The organism is Niveispirillum sp. FG148, assembly GCF_057809655.1.
The window spans coordinates 371,468-389,348 of sequence record NZ_JBMDKJ010000002.1; the positions used below are offsets into that span (position 1 = coordinate 371,468).

A 17,881-nucleotide genomic window follows, 5' to 3' on the forward strand; every position below is an offset into this window, starting at 1 on the left:
CCAGACGAATATCCAGAAAAAGCATGGGAGGAGTTCACGATGTCTAGCGCCCAGAGCAGTAACAAGGCAAAAATCGCCAAACGCGTTGTCGAAATTTTCGAATTCATCGACGAAGAAAATCGGGAAGTCACCGTGATGGATATTGTGCGCCGTTACGACTGGCCGCAATCATCGACATCAGAACTTCTCGCCAGCTTGGTTGACCTTGGCCTTCTTTACAAAAACCCGTTCTCCCGTACCTATACCCTGTCGCAGCGTGCTGCCATGCTGGGGTCGGGCTGTCAGCCCGCCATCGTCCGTGACGGCCGGCTGACCCATATGATCGACCGGCTGGTGGTGCAGACGGGTCTGAACGTGGCGACCTTCGGCATTGTCGGCGTGCGTTCGCAGATCTTCTCCTGGCGCACCGGTGTGGCGGGACAGATGTCCGGCCCGGCATCGCTTTACGGCGGTGTGCAGGAACGGCTGACGGATTCCGCTGCCGGCTGGCTGCTGCTGTCGACCATTGCCCAGCCGCGCCGCGACGGCATGGTCCGTCGCCTGCTGGCGGACATGCAGGAGGAGACCAAGCCCAGTTTCGCCGACATGTCGGGCCGCATCGGCGCCTGCCGTGATCGTGGACACGCCACGGGCCCTGTCGGCTGTGGCTCCAACGCGCAGGTGACCGCCGTGCTGCTGCCGGGCCAGCCGGAAGGCCGCCCGCTCGCCATCGGCTTCGTCTACGACGCCAGCGCCGCGATTGAGGAGGCAAGCCTGCTGCGGTGCCTGCGCGACGCCATCACGGCCCATGTCGAACTGGACAATACCCCGGCCCCGCTTTCCTTCGTACGGACCTCCCGCATGGGTCTTGCCGCCGAACCTGAACGGATGGCGGTGTGATCCCATGTGTCGTCGCCGCCCCATCACGGGGCGGATGGCAAGCACTGACGGGCGGTCTTCGGATCGCCCGTCATTTTTTTTGACCTGTTGCGCCAATCGCATTTCCCCTGAAAAAGCCCCCGCCCGGTATGGACGGGGGCCTTTAACTGTGACCGGTCAGGCCGCCGTCTGCTTGGTCGCGTGATGCTTGAACATCTTCATCAGGTCGCCCGATGTGATGGGCCGGCTGACGCCATCATCCACCGGCTTGGCGCCGCCGGACGACCGCGGGGTGACATCCACACCCTTGGCGGCAGCGGCCGCGCGCAGGGCACCGACGGTCAGATCCTCGCGCTTGTGATGCTTGAAGGGATCGAAGCGGAAGAAGCGGGCGGCGTTCTGATAGGTGACCTTGTCGATCTGCGCCGGGGTCAGGTGCTTGATGCTGTCCCACAGATGCTCCGGCACTTCCGGCCACAGGCTGTCGGAATGCGGATAGTCGCATTCATAGGCCACATTGTCCTCGCCGATGGCGTCCAGGTTCTTCAGCCCGAAACGGTCATCAATGAAGCAGTTCAGGAAGTGGCGCTTGAAGATGTCGCTGGGCTTCATCTGCCCCTGGTACACCGAATTGGTCCAGGCGCGGTGACGCCAGTTGGAGAAATCGGCCCGTTCCATGAAATAGGGCACCCAGCCGATCCCGCCTTCCGACAGCGCCACGCGCAGGGTTGGATAATCATGCAGCGCCTTCAGCTGCAGCCAGTCGGCCGCCCCCGTGGAAATCGACATGGGCATGGTGGTGATCCACGCCTCGATGGGGGTTTCCATGGAGGCATGCGGCGCCGGGTTGCCGGCGCCGATATGGGTGCAGATGGTGATGTCGTGCTCGACGATGGCCTTCCAGAACGGCGCCCAATAGTCGTTATGGATGCTGGGCAGCCCCTGGGAGGTAGGGTTGTCGCTGATCGACACGGCGGTACAGCCCATGGCGGCAATACGGCTGATCTCCGCCACCGTGGCATCCATGTTCCAGGTCGGCAGCAGGCCGCAGGGGATGAAACGGCCGGGATAGGCACCGCACCAGTCCAGGATGTGCCAGTCATTATAGGCCCGCAGATGCAGCAGGGCCGCCTCCTTGTCCGCCGCCTTGTGGAAGCGGTTGCCGTCAAACCCGACGCAGGAGCCGAAATTCAGCGAGGCGGCAATGCCGTTGACATTCATGTCGTCGATGCGGGCATGCACGTCGTAACAGCCGGCGCGCAGCTGCTCCAGCGAGGTCGGCTCCATGCCATATTCCTCCAGCGGCCGGCCGACGACAGCGTTCAGCCCCACCGAGGGCAGATACATTCCCTGATAGGCCCAATAGCTGGTGCCATTGTCGGCCACGCAGAATTTCGGCGCGCTGGCCAGCGCGTCACCCTTCAGGTGCCGTTCGAACATATCGGGCGGTTCGCTGATATGGTCGTCGACACTGATCAGGATCATGTCGTTCATTTGCATCGTGCGTCTCCTCTGATTTTACTAACCTTGTATAGTATCTGTCAGTCCCTGGCGAGCAGAAGTGCCGCCGCCATGGGACCGCCGCCCGACGTGGCAATGGCCACGCGCGGCGTTCCGGGCACCTGGCGATCCCCGCCCTGCCCGCGCAGTTGCACCACGGCTTCGTGCGCCATGCCGAAGCCGTGCAGCCGCCCGGCGCCCAACTGGCCGCCGCCGGTATTCATGGGAAGCTCGCCATCCCGGGCGATGCGCCGTCCCCCTTCCAGGAAGCGGCCACCCTCGCCAATGTCACAGAAGCCCAGCCCTTCCAGCCAGGTGATGGGCTGGAAGGCGAAGCCGTCGTAGAACTGCACCAGATCGACATCGCCGGGCCGGTAATCGGTGTGGCGCCACAGGTCGCGCCCCGTGGCATAGGCCCCGGCCCATTCCGCCTGATCCCAGCTATAGCGGTCGACCGACCCGGCCGTGGCCGCGATGCGCACAGGCGTTGATGCCACCTCGTCCAGCGCATCGCCGGCCGACACGATCAGCACGGTGGAGGCATCGGTGAAGCGGTCACAGTCATAAAGGCAGAAGGGCGTGGAGATCATGCGCGCCGCCATGTACTCGTCCATGGTCAGCGGCTTCTTCACCAGCGCCTTGGGGTTCAGCGCGGCATTGGCATGGTCGTTCAGCGCCACCTGCGCCAGCTGTTCACGGGTCAGGCCGTAGCGCTTCATGTGCCGTGTGGCGTATTGCGCGGTCCAGTTGGCGGCCGAGATGGCGAAGAACGGCGCGGTCCATTGCGACGCTCCGTCCACTTCCCGGCGACGCAGGGGCGGAAATTCGTCTGGCCGCGACAGTGCCGCCGCCTCATAGACGGTGCGGAAGCAGAGGATGTGCCGGGCGTGCCCCGCCTGTACCGCCGCCGCCGCCAGGGCGACGGAACCCAGTTGCGCCGTCAGTTCGCCGCCGCCGGCATGCCAGCGCGTCTTCAGGCCCAGCGCGTCGATCACCTCGTCCGTGCCGACGGGGGAGAAGCCCAGGAAGGTTGGCATTCGGCCCGGATATGTCGCGACGCCATCGATCTGGTCAAAACCCAGGCCCGCATCGGCCAGCGCTGCCCGCACGGCATCGAGGGTCAGGCCCAGGGGGGGGCGCGCCAGCCGCACACCCACCTCCGACAGGCCGATCCCGGTGATATAGGCTTCACCCTTGGCCATGCTCATATCGCCTTCTCGAACAGGGGAAACCAGACGCCGTCCTGTTCCTCGAACCGCACCCGCACCCGGTCGCCGATATCGACATCCTCGACCGGGCAGCCCACGATGTTGGTGGTCAGATAGACACCGGGCGCGTCATCCAGGGCGACGCGGGCGATGACGAACGGCACTTCCAGGCCCGGCATCCAGGGCTGGTGGTTGATGGTGAAGCTGTCGATGATGCCGGTACCGGCCACAGCCGTCGGCGCCACGGCTTCCGACCGGCAGTGACGGCAGACGGAACGCGGCGGATGGCTGTATCCGCCACAGTCGGCGCAGCAGGTGATGTTGAGGCGGCCTTCCGATCCGCCGATCCAGAATGCACGATTGTCGGCGTCCAGCCGTGGACGCGGCCGTGGTACGGTCATGGCCTGCGGCTCCCGCGGGGCCCCGATTGGTCCGGCGTCATGTCCAGTTCTCCGATGAAGGCGGTGAGATTTGGAAATCATGTTGTCGTCCGCCCCAGGGGAAGGCAACGCGGGGACCGGCAATGGCCCGACATATCGCGGCGGCGATTGACGGTGGCGGGGCCGGCATCGCCCCCGCGATCAAGGTTCGGCGCCGGTTGATCGGCCCTGCGCGGTCATGTTTATTGGGCTGCGGCCGGGCGTCGAACATTGTTCCGGACGCCCGTTTTGACAGGAGCGTATCCGATGAAAATCCGCATCCAGAAGTCCGCCTGCGTGGGCAATGCCCGCTGCGCGGCGGTATCGGAGGTGCTGTTCAAGCTGGATGATGAAGGGTACATCGCCACCGACGAGGTGGTGGTGCCGCCGGGCATGGAACAACTGGCCCGGCGCGGCGCGCGGGCCTGCCCGGAACGCATCATCACCATCATCGAAGACGACAAGGCCTGACCGGCGGACGCCCGCCACACCCTTCCCCACCGCCAACGAGTAGAAAACAAAATGTCAGACAATCTCGGCTATAAAGGCAAGCGCGTCATCGTCAGCGGCTGTTTCTCCGGCATGGGGGAGGCGACGGCCAGGCTGCTGCTGGACCTGGGCGCGGACGTGCACGGCCTGGATTTCAAGGACAGCACCCTGCCGCTGGCTTCCTTCAACAAGGTGGACCTGCGCGACCCCACCTCGATCGAGGCGGGCGTGGCGGCCATCGGCGGCAAGGTGGATGCGCTGTTCAATTGCGCCGGCCTGCCGCAGACAGCGCCGCCCATGGATGTGATGAAGGTGAACTTCATCGGCACCCGCCACCTGACGGAACAGGTGCTGCCCCTGATGGCGGCCGGCGGTGCCATCGCCAATATCTCCTCCATCGGCGGCATGGGGTGGAGCCGGCGCGTGCCCGTCATCATGGGCATCATCGCCACGCGCGGCTACCAGGCCGCCATCGACTGGGCGGAAGCCAACAAGGAGACGGTGGCGGAGGGTTACGCTTTCTCCAAGGAAGCCGTGAATGTCTGGACCATGCTGTCCGGTGCGCACCTGATCAAGAAGGGCATCCGCATCAACGCCACCATGCCCAGCCCCACCCAGACCCCGATGATGGCGGCGTTCGAGGCGGCGACCCCGGCGGAGGTGCTGGAGGCCGCAACCCAGCCCATCGGCCGCCGCTCCACCCCGGCGGAACAGGCCGCGGCCCTGGTGCTGCTGAACAGCGACCTGGCCGGCTTCATCAATGGCGTGGTCCTGCCGGTCGATGGCGGCTTCATGGGCGGTGTGGCCACGGGCCAGGTCGACATGTCGGCCATGATGCGCCGGGCGGGATAAGCGCCGCCCAGGTCAACGCTGTGGTTTCATCACCATTCGGGCGAAGGCCTGGATGGTGATGAATTGGAAGATCAGCCATCCCGCCCTTGCGGACGGCCACGCCATTTCTTTGCCTTATGCAGGGCCAGCCCATGAATTTCGATCTGACCGAAGATCAGGAAATGATGCGCGACCAGTTCGCGCGCTTCCTGGACAAGCACAGCAGCATGGAGCGCGTGCGCGCCGCCCAGGCGACGGGCTTCGATGCCGATCTCTGGCACGGGCTGGCGGAACTGGGCGCTTTCTCCATCCGCGTGCCGGAGGAAAAGGACGGGTTGGGCCTGGGGCTGATCGTCGCCACCATGCTGATAGAGGAGGCCGGCCGCACGCTGGTGTCCGGTCCGCTGGCCGAAGCGCTGGTTGCTGCCCGCCTGCTGGCCGAATGGGACCCGTCCTTGCTGGCGGATGTGACCACCGGCGCGGTGGTGGCGACGCTGGCCCTGCATGATCTGGCGATCCAGCCCCGGCAATGGGTGGCGGGTGGCAGCGTGGCGCAGGCCATCCTGGCACGTCGCGGATCGGATGTGCTGCTGTTCGACCTGTCCGCCCAACCGGCCAGGGCAGAGCCCACGCTGGCCGCCACGCCGCTGGCGGAAATCGACTTTGCGGCCCTGCCCGGCACCATCATCGCCAGCGGCCCGGACGCTATCGCCACCTTTCAGGCCGGCGTGGAGGAATGGAAGCTGCTGATCGCCGCCGGCCTGGCCGGCCTGTCGCGGCAGGCGCTGTCGCTGGCCGCCGCTTATGCCTGTGAGCGCAAGCAATTCGATCAGTTGATCGGCGCCTATCAGGCCATATCGCATCCGCTGGCCGACCTTCTGTGCGATGTCGATGGCGGCAAGTTCCTGATCTGGAAGGCCCTGCGCGATATCGCCGATGGTGCGCCCGATGCCGGCGCCGCCATCGCCATTGCCGCCTGGTGGAATGCCGATGCCGCCGCCCGCACGGTGGCGCAGGCCCTGCACACGTTCGGCGGCTACGGCCTGACCACCGAATATGACATCCACCTCTATAATCTGCGGGCCAAGGCCTGGCCGCTGGTCTTCGGGGATCCGCGCCTGTGGCTGGAAGAAGCCGGCCGCCGTCTTTATGGGGGTGAGGGGACAAGCCTGCCCCCGGTGGGCGAGGTGCCGATTGATTTCGACCATGGCGAGGAAGCCCGCGCCCTGGTGGCGGAAATCGATGCCTTCTTCGAACAGAACATGACACCGGAGATCCGGGCCAACGCCCATTATTCCTGGGAAGGCCACAACCCCGCCTTTCACAAAAAGCTGGCCGATGCCGGCCTGCTGTTCCTGGGCTGGTCCAAGGATATGGGCGGGCGCGGCTTCTCCGCCTATGCCCGCAACGCCGCGATGGAGGCTTTCGAACATCATGGCTGGAACAATCCCGTGGCCAATGTCGCGGGTCTGGTCGGTGCCATGATCCATCGGTTCGGCAGTCCGGAGGTCAAGCGCGAGGTGCTGGAACCGATCCTGGCGGGCGAAGCCATCGCCTCGCTGGGCTATTCAGAACCGCAATCGGGCTCCGACGTGTTCGCGGCCCAGTGCAAGGCCGTGCGTGATGGTGATGGCTGGCGCATTGACGGCACCAAGATGTTCACATCGGGCGCCAACCTGACCGATTACGTGCTGATGCTGACGCGCACCAATCCCGATGTGCCCAAGCACAAGGGCCTGACCATGTTCATCGTGCCGCTGAAGACGCCGGGCGTGACGGTACAGCCGGTCTATACGTTCCAGGATGAACGGACCAATATCACCTTCTATGACGGGGTCCGCATTCCCGACAGCTATCGGCTGGGTGATGTCGACGGTGGCGTGCGCACCATGAGTGTCGGGCTGGAACTGGAACATGGCGGTGGCTTTGCCAAGGTGCAGCGCGCCTTGCTGCACGCGGCCGAGACTCTGGCACGGGAGATTATGCAGGACGGCCGTCCGCTGATCGCACAGAGCCAGGCACAGATGCGGCTGGCCCGCACCGCCGCCAATGTCATGGTCTCCGATCTGCTGACCTGGCGGTCGCTGTGGGCCAGCGTCGAAAAGAAGCCGAACCTGGCCTATGGCCCCATGGCCAAGATGTTTTCGTCCGAAAAATTCCTGTCCGACGCACGCGACCTTCTGGATCTGACGGCACCACTGTCCCTGTCAAAGCGGCCGGGGGCGGCAGCCCTGATCAATCAGGGCTATCGCCACGCCCAGGGCACCACGATCTATGGCGGCACCAGCGAAATCCACCGTTCCTTGATCGCCGAGCGCGGTCTGGGCCTGCCGCGCACCCGCGCCTGAGGGGGAAAACATGTCCGATGAAGCCCCCCACCTGCTGACAGAGGATGTCGACGGCATCCTGGTGGCCACCCTGAACCGCCCGGAGAAGTTGAACGCCCTGTCGGGCCAGACCATGCGCCTGTTTGAACAGGCACTGCACCGATTCCGGGATGATCCTTCTTTGCGGGTCATGCTGATCCGTGCCACCGGTCGCTATTTCTGCGCCGGCGCCGATCTGCGCGATCGCAGCGACAGCCCGCCCGCCCCCCTGCGTTCCGCCACCGCCATCCGGGAGAACCACCGCCTGCGCCTGCACGGCATGCAGCGGATCTATGACGAGATGGAGCATGTGGAAAAGCCCATCGTCGCGGCCATCCAGGGCCCCTGTGTGGGCGGTGGACTGGAAATGGCGTTGTCCTGTGACTTCCGGCTGGCCGCCGTCGGTGCGTCTTTCGCCTTTCCGGAGGGATTGATGGGCGTGCTGCCGGCCTCCAATGGCGTCAGCCGCCTGACCCGGCTCTGCGGTCCGCACTGGGCGCGTTATCTGATCATGGCCAACAAGCCGGCGGATGCCCAGCGCGCCCTGATGATGGGACTGGTCCACGAGGTTCATCCCGATGACGGGCTGGACCTCGCCGCGCTGGATTTCTGTCGCCATCTGGCCAAACAGAATGCCGAACAGATGGGTGCGGCCAAGATCGCCATCGAACTGGCCTATGAGGTTGGCCGCGACCAGGCGCGCCAGGTCGAGCGTCTGGCCAACAGCGCCTTGATGCTGAACCCGGCCTATCTGGACAAGCTGGAAGCCTATATCGCGAAGGTGGGAAAGGGAGGTTGATGCCTCCCGCTTTCCCTAACCTGCCCGCATCTGCCGCCTGATCTCGGCGATGCCCAACTCCATCAGCTTGGCCTCCGCCTCGATACGGCGGAGCGTCATCTGCTCGCTCATCGAGGCGCCGAAGAAATTCACCAGGATCGTATCGGTCACGATGGTGACGACACGCTCCACGCCGGTCAGCAGCACGGTCGCCATGCTGAGTGCCGGGCTGTCCGGTGCGGGTGATGCGCAATCCATCTGCCGCACCAGCATGCTGATCATCGGCCGGGCGGAATGGACGCGGTGGACCATCATGCGTTCATCATGCTGGTCGGCCATGCTGTTACGAAGGTGCAGCAGGAAGGAATGTTTGCGCCAGAAGGCCAGATAGGCATTCACGAACCGCAGGCAGCAGCCGTTCAGATCCTCATCGGGCCACCGATCCCGCGCCAGCGCCATATAGGCGTCCTCCGCCGTCTCCATCACCGGTTCCAGCGTGGCCAGCAGCAGTTCCGTCAGATCCTTGAAGTAGAGATAGAGCGTCGTCATTTTCAGGTCAGCTTCACGCGCAACCGCGCTCAGGCTGATCGGGGTGGATGGGGGGCCGGCCAGAAGTTTCTGCGCGGCCGCGATGATCCGCTCCCGCGTCTCCCGCCCCTTGCGGCCAAGCCGCTGGCCGTTCAGGTTGAAACTGTCCTCATCCCCCGTGGCGGTGATGACCGGCGCGGCGGCGGGCTTGCGCCCCCGCCGCCTGGGTACCCCATCGCCATCGGCCGGTCGTTGCTGTTCAGTCCCCATGCCCCTGACCTTCAACTCCGTGGATTACGCCCGGATCGCAATGACCTTCGATTCCAGGAATTCCTCGATGCCTTCGACACCCCATTCACGGCCGACGCCGCTGGACTTGTAACCACCGAACGGCAGATCGCCGGCGATGCACAGGCCACCATTGACACTGACGGACCCGGTGCGGATACGGCGCGCGACACGCATCGCGCGTTCTTCCGAACCGGCGACGCCGCCAGATAAGCCATATTCGCTGTCATTGGCAATGCGGATGGCATCCTCGTCATCCTCATAGGCGATGACGACCAGCACGGGGCCGAAAATCTCCTCCCGCGCGATGCGCATGTCGTTGGTGACATTCACGAAGCAGGTGGGCTCGATGAAGAAGCCGTCGCCCTTGTCGGGCCGCGCATTGCCGCCGGCCAACAGGGTCGCACCCTCCTGCTTGCCCAGTTCGACATAGGACAGAACACGGTCGAACTGCTTCTTCGACACGACGGGCCCCATGACCTGCGCCGGGTCCTCCGGATCGCCCCATTTGGCGGCGAACCCGGCATAGGCCATCTTCAGGGCGCCCACCGCCTCCTCATACCGGCTTTTCGGCACCAGCAGGCGCGATTGCACCGCGCAGCCCTGGCCGGCATGGAAGACCAGCAGCGACATCATCACTTCCATGGCGAAGTTGGGCGCGTCGTCCAGGACGATCTTGGCCGACTTGCCGCCCAGTTCCAGGAACAGGCGCTTCAGCGTGGCCGCCCCCTTTTCCATGATGCGCTTGCCCACACCGGTGGAACCGGTGAAGCTGATGACATCGACGCGCGGGTCGGTGACCAGCATCTCCCCGGCCAGGACCGGATCGCTGCCCGTCACCACGTTCAGCACACCCGGCGGGAACCCGGCCTGGGCCGCCAACTCCCCGAAAATTGCGCCCATGCCCGGCGTATCGGGGGCCGGCTTCAGCACGATTGTGCAGCCGGCCAGCAGGGCGGAGACCACCTTGCCGACATTGACATACAGCGGCACGTTCCAGGGCGTGATCGCCCCCACCACGCCGGCCGCGTCATAGACGACCTTGCGCCGGGAGGTGAAGCCGAAGCCCTGCGCCTCGCCATAATCCTTTTCCCATTTCACCTGCGGGAAGACGCGCAGCAGGTCGTCCCAGCCGGACAGGGCCGTGCCCACCTGGGCCTTGTCCACCGCACCCAGGGCCGATCCCGCCTCAAAACGGGCCAGCGCCACCAGACGGTCGCGGTTTTCCTGGAACAGGGCGCGCAGCTTCGTCACCAGTTCCAGGCGTTTGGCAGGGTTGGTCGACCAGTCGGTGGTGTCAAAGGCGCGGCGGGCGGCGGCGATGGCGGCATCCACATCGGCAGCCGAGGCGTCGGCCGCCTGGCCGGCGACGGCCCCCGTCCAGGGATTGATCACGTCGAAGGTCCTGTTCCCCTCGGCGGCGCGCACGACACCGTCAATATAGAGCTTGGCTTCCGGCAGCATGGACACGGGATCTGTTCCTTGTATGGACCCCCGATCGGGGATTGTATGGAGAGTGTATGGATCCGATTGTATGGATTTCGGCCCCGTCAGCGGTGCCGTGCCTGCAGATCCAGATGTTCGATGTTCAGATCGTCGGGCAGATTGATCAGGGTGCGGAAGATTTTCGCGGGCGAGGAGAAGTGCGAAATCGGCCGCGACCGCAGGTCCAGACCCGCCTTCATGCAGGCCGCCCCGAACTTCGCCGCCACTTCCGGCGATATGTTCCAGGTCATGTCCTCGCCCATCATCTGTCCGGCCCGGACCGTCGTCACCCGGATGCCATCGGCCGCCAGTTCGGCCGACAGCGCCTGGGAAAACCGCTCCAGGGCCGCCTTACTGCTTTGATAAAGCGAGAACATCGGGAATGGCAGGCCGACGGATTCACTGGATACGTTGACGATGTGCCCGCCCTTGCCCATCAGCGGGATGGCCGACCGGGCACAGAAGATGGGGCCGATATAGTTGGTCTGCACGGCCGACAGGATCTGGTCGTCGGTGGCATCCTTCACCAGGAAGGGCTGATAGACAGCGGCATTGTTGATCAGCACGTCGACCCGGCCCGACCGTTGGGCGATCTGGGCAAAGGCCTCCCGCACGGACCCGGCCTCGCCGACATCGCAGGCCAGCGCATAGGCACCCTTGCCGATTTCCGCCACCACCTTGTCCAGCTTGGCCAATGTGCGGCCCAGCAGCACCAGCACATGCCCGTCGGCAGCCAGTTCGCGCGCCACCTCGCGGCCCAGCCCGCTGCCGGCGCCCGTGATCACAATGGTCTTGGCCATCTCAACTCCCCATTTCACATAGTCATTTTTTGCGTTCAGGCTGCACGGTTCGGGGGCAAAACCGCAAGGGGCAAGGGCATCGCGCGGGCGATGCTTCATCCCCCGTCCCGTCAGTCGAGCGGGACCGGCGCGCCCGTGCCCATATAGTCCGCCAGCACGCGATGGAAGTTGGTCACGGTGCGTTCCTGCACCGGATTGGGGCGCGAGCCCGGGAAACCCCGGGATTTCATGCCCTTCTGCACCTCCCCCATATTGGCGAAGTCCTGGCACAGAACCTTGCGCCATGTCGCCTCGTCCTGCGTCGGCTTGAACAGGTTTTCGGGCTTGGGCTCCTGCCCTTCCGGGAACCGTTCGATCACATAGACTTCAAAGATGCAGCTGTTGGGATCAAAGCCGTTGGGCCGTGCGCGGTAGCAGAGCGCGAAGGTCGGGCCCTGGATGATGATGGTATTGGGGAACAGGTGCCAGACAGTGCCGGCCTTGGCGAAATGGGCCGGGTCGATGCGGGGCCACTGCACACCGCGCGCCGCATCATCCTTGGCCGCCTGCATCATCAGATGCGCCTGCACCTGCATGGGCGGCGTTTCCGGCGGCAGTTCGTCCACCAATCGCCTAGCGGCATTGACGATGGTCTGGGTGGTGGTGGCGTTCACCTCCTCCCACAATTGGCCGATCACATCGGCCAGGGCCACGCGCATGTCGATATCGCCCGACACACCCCCGGACGCCCCGCCAAAGCCCTTCTGCGCGGCGGGACCAAAGACGCTGTGGCGACCATGCGCCTGGCTCCAGGTGGATTTGGCGCCGTATTTGGTCAGCTGCGGATGAGTGCCGGGGACGTGATAGCCCTCAATGAACGCCTCGATGGCGACCTTCCAGTTGCAGGGGAAGGTCAGCCACTGGCGCCAGCGATAGCGCATCTTGTCCAGTTCGAACGGTTCCAGCATGTCGGCCGCCACACCCAGATACTGGCGCAGCGGTTCGGCGTCGGGGTCCATATTGATGAAGACCCAGCCACCCCAGGTGTCGACCTTGACCTGCTTCATGGTCAGGTTCTCGTCCGTCAGCGCGCCTTCCCAATCGTCGCGCGACAGACAATCGACATTGCGCCCTTCCAGATCCCATTTCCAGCCATGGAACTTGCAGAAGAAGCGCTTGGTATGGCCGCAGCCTTCCGTCAGACGGCGGCCGCGATGCAGGCAGACATTGTAATAGGCGGCGATGCGATCTTCCGCCACGCGCGCGACAATGATGCTTTCATCCAGAATGTCGTAGGTGACATAGTCGCCGACCTTGGCGAGTTCCTCCGCCCGGCAGGCGACCTGCCAGACCTTGGCCCACAGCTTTCCGTCCTCCGCCTTGGCATAGTCGGGGCAGGTATAGGCGGCAATATCGATGATGGTCGGGCGTTCACTGAGGGCGCGGCTGACCTTGCTGATTTCATTCATGGAGACGGCTCCGTTCCAGCATGTCCGGGGGTTGCTGAAACCTAGGCCGGGGGCCCGCCGATGGAAAGCAAGCGGCGGCACGCCAACGCCGATATCGCTGCGGCGGGGTTTTGGCGCCGCCGCTTTACGAGGGGCCCCACCCTGCCTATTGCTTGATCCGCATCATTTACAGCGCAGGGGTTCCAACCATGTCCGCGAGCCAACGGACCCATTTTCAGGGCGCCGGCGTGACACTGGCCGCCGATATTTCCGGACCGGAAAACGGCCTGCCCATCCTGTTCCTGCATGGCAGCGGCCAGACGCGGCAAAGCTGGGGCAAGGCCCTGAATGAGGGCGCACGGCAGGGGTTCCGGACCATCGCCATGGACCTGCGCGGGCATGGCGACAGCGAATGGTCACCCGATGGCCATTATGAGCTGGGCCTGTTCGCCGACGATCTGGCCGCAGTGCTGCGCGGTTTTGCGGCGGCGCCCGTCGTGGTTGGCGCATCGTTGGGCGGGCTTGCGGGCATGCTGACGGCGGCCCGCACGCCGGACCTGCTGCGGGCCCTGGTGCTGGTCGATATCACGTCACGCATCGAATTCGACGGCACACGAGAGGTGATGGATTTCATGGGCAGCGGCCTGGATGGTTTCGCCAGCCTGGACGCGGTAGCGGATGCCGTCGCCGCCTATCTGCCGCACCGCGAACGGCCCAAGGACACGCGGGGCCTGGAGCGGAACCTGCGGCTGCGCAATGGCCGCTATTACTGGCACTGGGACCCCGCCTTCATGAAAATGGGGGAGAATGCGCAACAGCGAAAGGACGCCCCGGCCCGGCTGGAGGCCGCCGCCCGCGCGCTGACCGTCCCCACCCTGCTGCTGCGCGGCGGACGCAGCCGCATCGTGTCGGACGAAGGGGCGCGGGAATTCCTGGCCCTGGTCCCGCAGGCCGAACATGTGGACATCGCCGACGCCCACCATATGGTCGCCGGCGATGCCAATGACGCCTTCAACAAGGCCGTGTTCGATTTCGTGACGCGGCAGGCGCAATAGGGGCCACGGGCCACGGCCGGGACTATCGGGAATTTCGTGCTCGGCTGGGCCATAGTGATGGGAAAGGAGCTTCACGATGGCACGACGCAAGGACCCGATTATCCCCGATGCGCTTCTGGACCAGCTGCTGGCTGGCGGGGACGCGAAAGCGGCCTTTGACCAGAATGGCCTGCTTGATCAGTTGAAGAAGGCGCTGGCCGAGCGGGTATTGAAGGCGGAGATGGATCACCATCTTGCCGGCGATGAGAGTGGCAACCGGCGCAACGGCTATGGCCGCAAGACGGTGCTGACGGATACGGGGTCGGTGGAACTGTCGATCCCGCGCGACCGGGCCTCAACGTTTGATCCGCAGCTGATCGGCAAGTACCAGCGGCGGTTCCCCGGGTTCGACGAGAAGATTATCTCGATGTATGCGCGGGGCATGTCGACGCGGGAAATCACCGGCCACCTGCGGGAACTGTACGGGATCGAGGTGTCGGCGGACCTGATCTCGGCGGTGACGGACGCAGTGCTGGACGAGGTGGCGGCCTGGCAGACCCGGCCCTTGGAGGCCGTCTATCCGCTGGTTTTCCTGGACGCGCTGCGGGTCAAGATCCGGGACGAGAGCCTGGTCCGGAACAAGGCGATCCACATCGCCATCGGCGTGCGGGTGGACGGCACCAAGGAGGTGCTGGGCCTATGGATCGAACAGAATGAGGGGGCAAAATTCTGGCTGCGGGTTCTGAACGAGTTGAAGAACCGAGGCGTTGAGGACATCCTGCTGGCCGTGGTCGATGGGCTGAAGGGCTTTCCGGAAGCCATCGCCGCCGCCTTTCCGGAAACGAGCGTACAGACTTGCATCGTCCATCTCCTGCGCCACAGCATGGAATTCGCGTCCTGGAAGGACCGCAAACCGGTCGCCGCCGCGCTCAAGCAGGTTTACGACGCCCTGGACGACAAGGAGGCGGAGAAGGCCCTGACGGCATTCGAGCAAGGCCCCTGGGGCCAGAAATATGAGGCCATCGGCAAGGCCTGGCGCCGGGCCTGGCAGGAAGTCATCCCGTTCTTTGCCTTTCCCCGCGAGGTCAGACGCATACTCTATACAACAAATGCCATCGAGGCCCTGAATTCAAAGCTCCGCCGCGCCGTCCGGGCAAGGGGGCATTTCCCCAATGACGAAGCCGCGCTGAAACTGCTGTTCCTGGTCTTGAACAGGGCCGAGAAAGAGTGGAAAATGCCCGCACGTGAATGGACGGCGGCCAAGGCTCAGATGGCCGTCCTGTTCGGCGACAGGTTCACAAAGGCGATGAACGCCTGATTTCAAACCGCCCAGCCGACCACGGAATTCCCGATAGTCCCCGGGCGCGGGCCGATGGGGGCTGCCAATGGGCAGGACCCTGGCTACGGCAGAAGCGGGCGATGACACCCGCATCCACCTTGTCGGTCTTGGTCCGCACCAGCTCGCTCTGGCCAAAGGCCTTGATCTGCAACGGATTGACAATGCTGACCGCGATGCCCCGCGCGGGCAGGAACAGCGCCAGTTCGTCACCAAACCCGTCCGTCGCCTCCATGCAGGCATGAACACCAGATGCGTCCTCGCCCAGCCAGACCACCAGAGACGCAAACCCGCTTTCCGTGTTGTCGAACACCCGGTGCCGCTTACCCGAACCCGTCAGCAGCACCGCATCAAACTCGTATTTGGCAATATCGATACCCAGGAAACCCGCCATTGTCCCCTCCGCCGCTCAACAGATGCGCCGCGTTCGACGACCATCCTTGTGCATCCAGGCTCACCGGCAAAGGGGCCTCCGATACCGTACGGTCTCCACGCGGCAAAGTCGGCGGGGGCCTCATCTCAGTCCCGAACTCAGAGGAAAAAGGGAATTGCAGGCTCACCCGCCGAAAGCCAAACCATCGCACGGTTCAGCACCATCCGACATACAAGGGAATGGCCGCCTCGTTTTCCGGCAAGGCCGAGGCTGCGCCGCTGGTTGATGGCGCCGAGATCGACCGGCTGCACGCCAAGATCGGGCAGTTGGTGGTTGAGCGGGATTTTTTGCGCAAGGCCTCCGGTCGATGAGCGCCGGTCAGAGGCGGGAGATGGTGGATCGATCCCATCCCAGCTTGTCGGTTGTCCGGCAATGCGCGCTGCTGTCGATCAGCCGGTCACATTATTACGGGCCGGTACGGGGCGAGAGCGCGGAGAACCTGGCGCTGATGCGGGTGATCGACGCCCAGTTCCTGGAGACGCCCTGGTACGGCAGTCGGCAGATGACCCACCATCTGCGGCGCCAGGGTCATGTCGTCAATCGCAAGCGGGTGCGCCGGTTGATGGGCCGGATGGGGTTGGCCGCCATCTATCAGCGGCCGAAGACCAGCGTTCCCCATCCCGAGCACAAGATCTGGCCCTACCTGCTGCGGGACCTGACCATCAACAGGCCGGACCATGTCTGGTGTACGGACATCACCTACATTCCCATGCGACGGGGCTTCCTGTACCTGATCGCCGTGATGGACTGGGCATCGCGTAAGGTGCTGGCCTGGAAACTGTCCAATTGCATGGATATCGATTTCTGCCTGGAGGCCCTGCAGGATGCCATGGCCCGCCACGGCAAGCCCGAAATCTTCAACACCGACCAGGGTGGCCAATTCACCAGCCCGAGGTTCACCGGCATCTTGACCGATGCCGGTATCAAGGTTTCCATGGATGGAAGGGGCCGCTGGATGGACAATGTGTTCATCGAACGGCTCTGGCGCTCCCTGAAATACGAATGCGTCTATCTCCACGCTTTCGAGACCGGCAGCCAGGCCGGGGCCGGGATCGGACGCTGGATCGATTACTACAATACCCAACGCCCTCATTTCGCGCTCGCAGGACAAACACCCGACGAGGCGTACAGGCGAGGGGCGGAAAGACTGTGCTTGGCGGCGTAAACTGAACAGGACCAAGCTTAACGCCGAGCAAAAACTGTCCGATCACAGGGGACCAGCTCTCTCCGATGCCGTCCAGCGGCGACGGCGACCGCCATCCGTGATGATCTCGATCTCAGGCATAAGCACATGCTCAGGGATATCCCCAAGCCTCCCTGGCTAGGCCTGAATGTCCGGTCTAAACGGGGGCCAGTTCACCAACACTGCCATCACATCCCGCAAGAGAAAGGCAAATCCACATGCCTTGACCCAATTATGAAATCCGCCTCATAACTCAGTGGTGGGTCATTTCTCGATGGAAATCCCGGGTCAGTTCCGCGTGGAAATCAACAGGTAAGCTGTATCCATGAGGCCGAGCGCCCTATAGAGTGCCCCTGTGTGGTTTATATATGGTTAACTTAACTTTCTCGCCGACGCTTTTCTCACTAAGCCAAGGAAATATCACGCATACATAGGATGGTAATCCATTTTACAAAGCGGACACTTCAGCCGACGTTCCCTTTCGACATAAATGGCTCCTTTACAATTTGTATAAACCCCGGAAGGCCGGCACCTTTTGGTCATAAGCGACGCTCATGTCGCTTTGAGCCGAAAGGGATCAAGCAATGTTTCGCTATGTAAATTCGCGCATCGCTGGTGCGATGGTCGCTGCGGTCGCTGCGGTCGCTGCGGTCGCTGCGGTCGCTGCGGTCGGTCCGGCGGCGGCGGACGTCAAGATCACCAACCAGGCCAATGAGGTGGTCAACTCGGGCCTGATCATTTCCAACGCCGACGTGTCGGGCGGCGAAGCGGTGATAGCGACCGGTCAGCTCAACAATGTTGTGACGGGCTCCGAAGGAAGCAACGTGACCATCCACAACCAGGGCAACAGCATCACCAACTCCGGCCTGATCATTTCCAACGCCGACGTGTCGGGCGGCGAAGCGGTGATAGCGACCG

16 protein-coding genes and 1 pseudogene are annotated in these 17,881 nt (G+C 64.0%); 9 read left to right on the top strand and 8 right to left on the bottom strand.

Features of this window, described 5'->3' with window-relative positions; genetic code table 11:
* The first annotated feature begins 39 nt into the window (after nucleotides 1-39).
* On the top strand, nucleotides 40-879 hold the full coding sequence (locus ACODTW_RS03475) for a helix-turn-helix domain-containing protein (RefSeq protein ID WP_488944500.1): 840 nt from the start codon (nucleotides 40-42) through the stop codon (nucleotides 877-879).
* Nucleotides 880-1,035: 156 nt separating this feature from the next.
* Here the strand turns inward: ACODTW_RS03475 and ACODTW_RS03480 are convergent, their stop codons facing one another.
* From ACODTW_RS03480 to ACODTW_RS03490, 3 genes are read right to left on the bottom strand one after another with little or no spacing between them, the layout of a single operon-like run.
* On the bottom strand, nucleotides 1,036-2,358 hold the full coding sequence (locus ACODTW_RS03480) for an amidohydrolase family protein (protein WP_488944501.1): 1,323 nt from the start codon (nucleotides 2,356-2,358) through the stop codon (nucleotides 1,036-1,038).
* 41 nt (nucleotides 2,359-2,399) lie between these two features.
* Nucleotides 2,400-3,566 (bottom strand): thiolase family protein, encoded by a 1,167-nt coding sequence (locus ACODTW_RS03485; RefSeq protein ID WP_488944503.1) that lies wholly within the window; start codon nucleotides 3,564-3,566, stop codon nucleotides 2,400-2,402.
* Nucleotides 3,563-3,967, bottom strand: coding sequence for a Zn-ribbon domain-containing OB-fold protein (locus ACODTW_RS03490; protein ID WP_488944504.1), 405 nt, complete (start codon nucleotides 3,965-3,967; stop codon nucleotides 3,563-3,565). Before ACODTW_RS03490 ends, ACODTW_RS03485 begins: the two co-directional genes overlap by 4 nt.
* 285 nt (nucleotides 3,968-4,252) lie before the next feature.
* On the opposite strand from ACODTW_RS03490, the gene ACODTW_RS03495 reads away from it, so the two are divergent.
* The 4 genes from ACODTW_RS03495 (at nucleotide 4,253) to ACODTW_RS03510 (ending at nucleotide 8,470) form a co-directional block, all read left to right on the top strand.
* Entirely contained in the window at nucleotides 4,253-4,456 is a 204-nt protein-coding gene (locus ACODTW_RS03495) for a ferredoxin (RefSeq protein WP_488944505.1), read from the top strand.
* Nucleotides 4,457-4,507: 51 nt separating this feature from the next.
* Entirely contained in the window at nucleotides 4,508-5,326 is an 819-nt protein-coding gene (locus tag ACODTW_RS03500; RefSeq protein ID WP_488944506.1) for a coniferyl-alcohol dehydrogenase, read from the top strand.
* 131 nt (nucleotides 5,327-5,457) lie between these two features.
* Nucleotides 5,458-7,653: an acyl-CoA dehydrogenase family protein gene (locus ACODTW_RS03505; protein WP_488944507.1), complete on the top strand. Its 2,196-nt coding sequence runs from the start codon at nucleotides 5,458-5,460 to the stop codon at nucleotides 7,651-7,653.
* 10 nt (nucleotides 7,654-7,663) lie between these two features.
* Complete coding sequence (locus ACODTW_RS03510) at nucleotides 7,664-8,470, top strand: enoyl-CoA hydratase/isomerase family protein (RefSeq protein ID WP_488944508.1); 807 nt, start codon at nucleotides 7,664-7,666, stop codon at nucleotides 8,468-8,470.
* A gap of 15 nt (nucleotides 8,471-8,485) precedes the next feature.
* Here the strand turns inward: ACODTW_RS03510 and ACODTW_RS03515 are convergent, their stop codons facing one another.
* The 4 genes from ACODTW_RS03515 to ACODTW_RS03530 all read right to left on the bottom strand — a co-directional run bounded on the left by ACODTW_RS03515 (nucleotide 8,486) and on the right by ACODTW_RS03530 (nucleotide 12,998).
* Nucleotides 8,486-9,247 (bottom strand): TetR/AcrR family transcriptional regulator, encoded by a 762-nt coding sequence (locus tag ACODTW_RS03515; RefSeq protein WP_488944509.1) that lies wholly within the window; start codon nucleotides 9,245-9,247, stop codon nucleotides 8,486-8,488.
* Nucleotides 9,248-9,271: 24 nt separating this feature from the next.
* A complete protein-coding gene (locus ACODTW_RS03520) occupies nucleotides 9,272-10,729 on the bottom strand; it encodes an aldehyde dehydrogenase family protein (RefSeq protein ID WP_488944523.1) in 1,458 nt (485 codons plus the stop codon).
* A gap of 86 nt (nucleotides 10,730-10,815) precedes the next feature.
* The gene (locus ACODTW_RS03525; protein ID WP_488944510.1) at nucleotides 10,816-11,550 is read right to left on the bottom strand and encodes an SDR family oxidoreductase; all 735 of its coding nucleotides are present in this window, start codon (nucleotides 11,548-11,550) and stop codon (nucleotides 10,816-10,818) included.
* 110 nt (nucleotides 11,551-11,660) lie between these two features.
* Nucleotides 11,661-12,998 carry an aromatic ring-hydroxylating oxygenase subunit alpha gene (locus ACODTW_RS03530; protein ID WP_488944511.1) on the bottom strand — a complete coding sequence of 446 codons (1,338 nt, stop codon included), beginning with the start codon at nucleotides 12,996-12,998 and terminating at the stop codon, nucleotides 11,661-11,663.
* Between the two features lie 188 nt (nucleotides 12,999-13,186).
* Between ACODTW_RS03530 and ACODTW_RS03535 the strand changes: the two genes are divergently transcribed.
* Together ACODTW_RS03535 and ACODTW_RS03540 are read left to right on the top strand one after the other, a co-directional pair.
* Nucleotides 13,187-14,032: an alpha/beta fold hydrolase gene (locus ACODTW_RS03535; protein ID WP_488944512.1), complete on the top strand. Its 846-nt coding sequence runs from the start codon at nucleotides 13,187-13,189 to the stop codon at nucleotides 14,030-14,032.
* Between the two features lie 76 nt (nucleotides 14,033-14,108).
* The gene (locus ACODTW_RS03540) at nucleotides 14,109-15,329 is read left to right on the top strand and encodes an IS256 family transposase (protein WP_488944514.1); all 1,221 of its coding nucleotides are present in this window, start codon (nucleotides 14,109-14,111) and stop codon (nucleotides 15,327-15,329) included.
* On the opposite strand, the gene ACODTW_RS03545 is transcribed toward ACODTW_RS03540, so the two are convergent.
* Nucleotides 15,307-15,741, bottom strand: a complete 435-nt coding sequence (locus ACODTW_RS03545; RefSeq protein ID WP_488944515.1) for an IS110 family transposase — start codon at nucleotides 15,739-15,741, stop codon at nucleotides 15,307-15,309. The two genes, ACODTW_RS03540 and ACODTW_RS03545, sit on opposite strands and share 23 nt — an antisense overlap.
* Nucleotides 15,742-15,953: 212 nt before the next feature.
* On the opposite strand from ACODTW_RS03545, the pseudogene ACODTW_RS03550 reads away from it, so the two are divergent.
* Together ACODTW_RS03550 and ACODTW_RS03555 are read left to right on the top strand one after the other, a co-directional pair.
* Nucleotides 15,954-16,945: pseudogene (locus tag ACODTW_RS03550) on the top strand (IS3 family transposase); the annotation flags it as partial.
* 602 nt (nucleotides 16,946-17,547) lie between these two features.
* A partial coding sequence (locus ACODTW_RS03555) for a hypothetical protein (RefSeq protein WP_488944517.1) occupies nucleotides 17,548-17,881 on the top strand: 334 nt, incomplete at its 3' end.

Coding starts and splice junctions, on each gene's coding strand:
- ACODTW_RS03485 (WP_488944503.1), bottom strand. CDS start 3,566: ATGAGCATGGCCAAGGGTGAAGCCTATATCACCGGGATCGGCCTGTCG.
- ACODTW_RS03510 (WP_488944508.1), top strand. CDS start 7,664: ATGTCCGATGAAGCCCCCCACCTGCTGACAGAGGATGTCGACGGCATC.
- ACODTW_RS03500 (WP_488944506.1), top strand. CDS start 4,508: ATGTCAGACAATCTCGGCTATAAAGGCAAGCGCGTCATCGTCAGCGGC.
- ACODTW_RS03535 (WP_488944512.1), top strand. CDS start 13,187: ATGTCCGCGAGCCAACGGACCCATTTTCAGGGCGCCGGCGTGACACTG.
- ACODTW_RS03475 (WP_488944500.1), top strand. CDS start 40: ATGTCTAGCGCCCAGAGCAGTAACAAGGCAAAAATCGCCAAACGCGTT.
- ACODTW_RS03540 (WP_488944514.1), top strand. CDS start 14,109: ATGGCACGACGCAAGGACCCGATTATCCCCGATGCGCTTCTGGACCAG.
- ACODTW_RS03495 (WP_488944505.1), top strand. CDS start 4,253: ATGAAAATCCGCATCCAGAAGTCCGCCTGCGTGGGCAATGCCCGCTGC.
- ACODTW_RS03530 (WP_488944511.1), bottom strand. CDS start 12,998: ATGAATGAAATCAGCAAGGTCAGCCGCGCCCTCAGTGAACGCCCGACC.
- ACODTW_RS03525 (WP_488944510.1), bottom strand. CDS start 11,550: ATGGCCAAGACCATTGTGATCACGGGCGCCGGCAGCGGGCTGGGCCGC.
- ACODTW_RS03520 (WP_488944523.1), bottom strand. CDS start 10,729: ATGCTGCCGGAAGCCAAGCTCTATATTGACGGTGTCGTGCGCGCCGCC.
- ACODTW_RS03515 (WP_488944509.1), bottom strand. CDS start 9,247: ATGGGGACTGAACAGCAACGACCGGCCGATGGCGATGGGGTACCCAGG.
- ACODTW_RS03505 (WP_488944507.1), top strand. CDS start 5,458: ATGAATTTCGATCTGACCGAAGATCAGGAAATGATGCGCGACCAGTTC.
- ACODTW_RS03480 (WP_488944501.1), bottom strand. CDS start 2,358: ATGCAAATGAACGACATGATCCTGATCAGTGTCGACGACCATATCAGC.
- ACODTW_RS03545 (WP_488944515.1), bottom strand. CDS start 15,741: ATGGCGGGTTTCCTGGGTATCGATATTGCCAAATACGAGTTTGATGCG.
- ACODTW_RS03490 (WP_488944504.1), bottom strand. CDS start 3,967: ATGACCGTACCACGGCCGCGTCCACGGCTGGACGCCGACAATCGTGCA.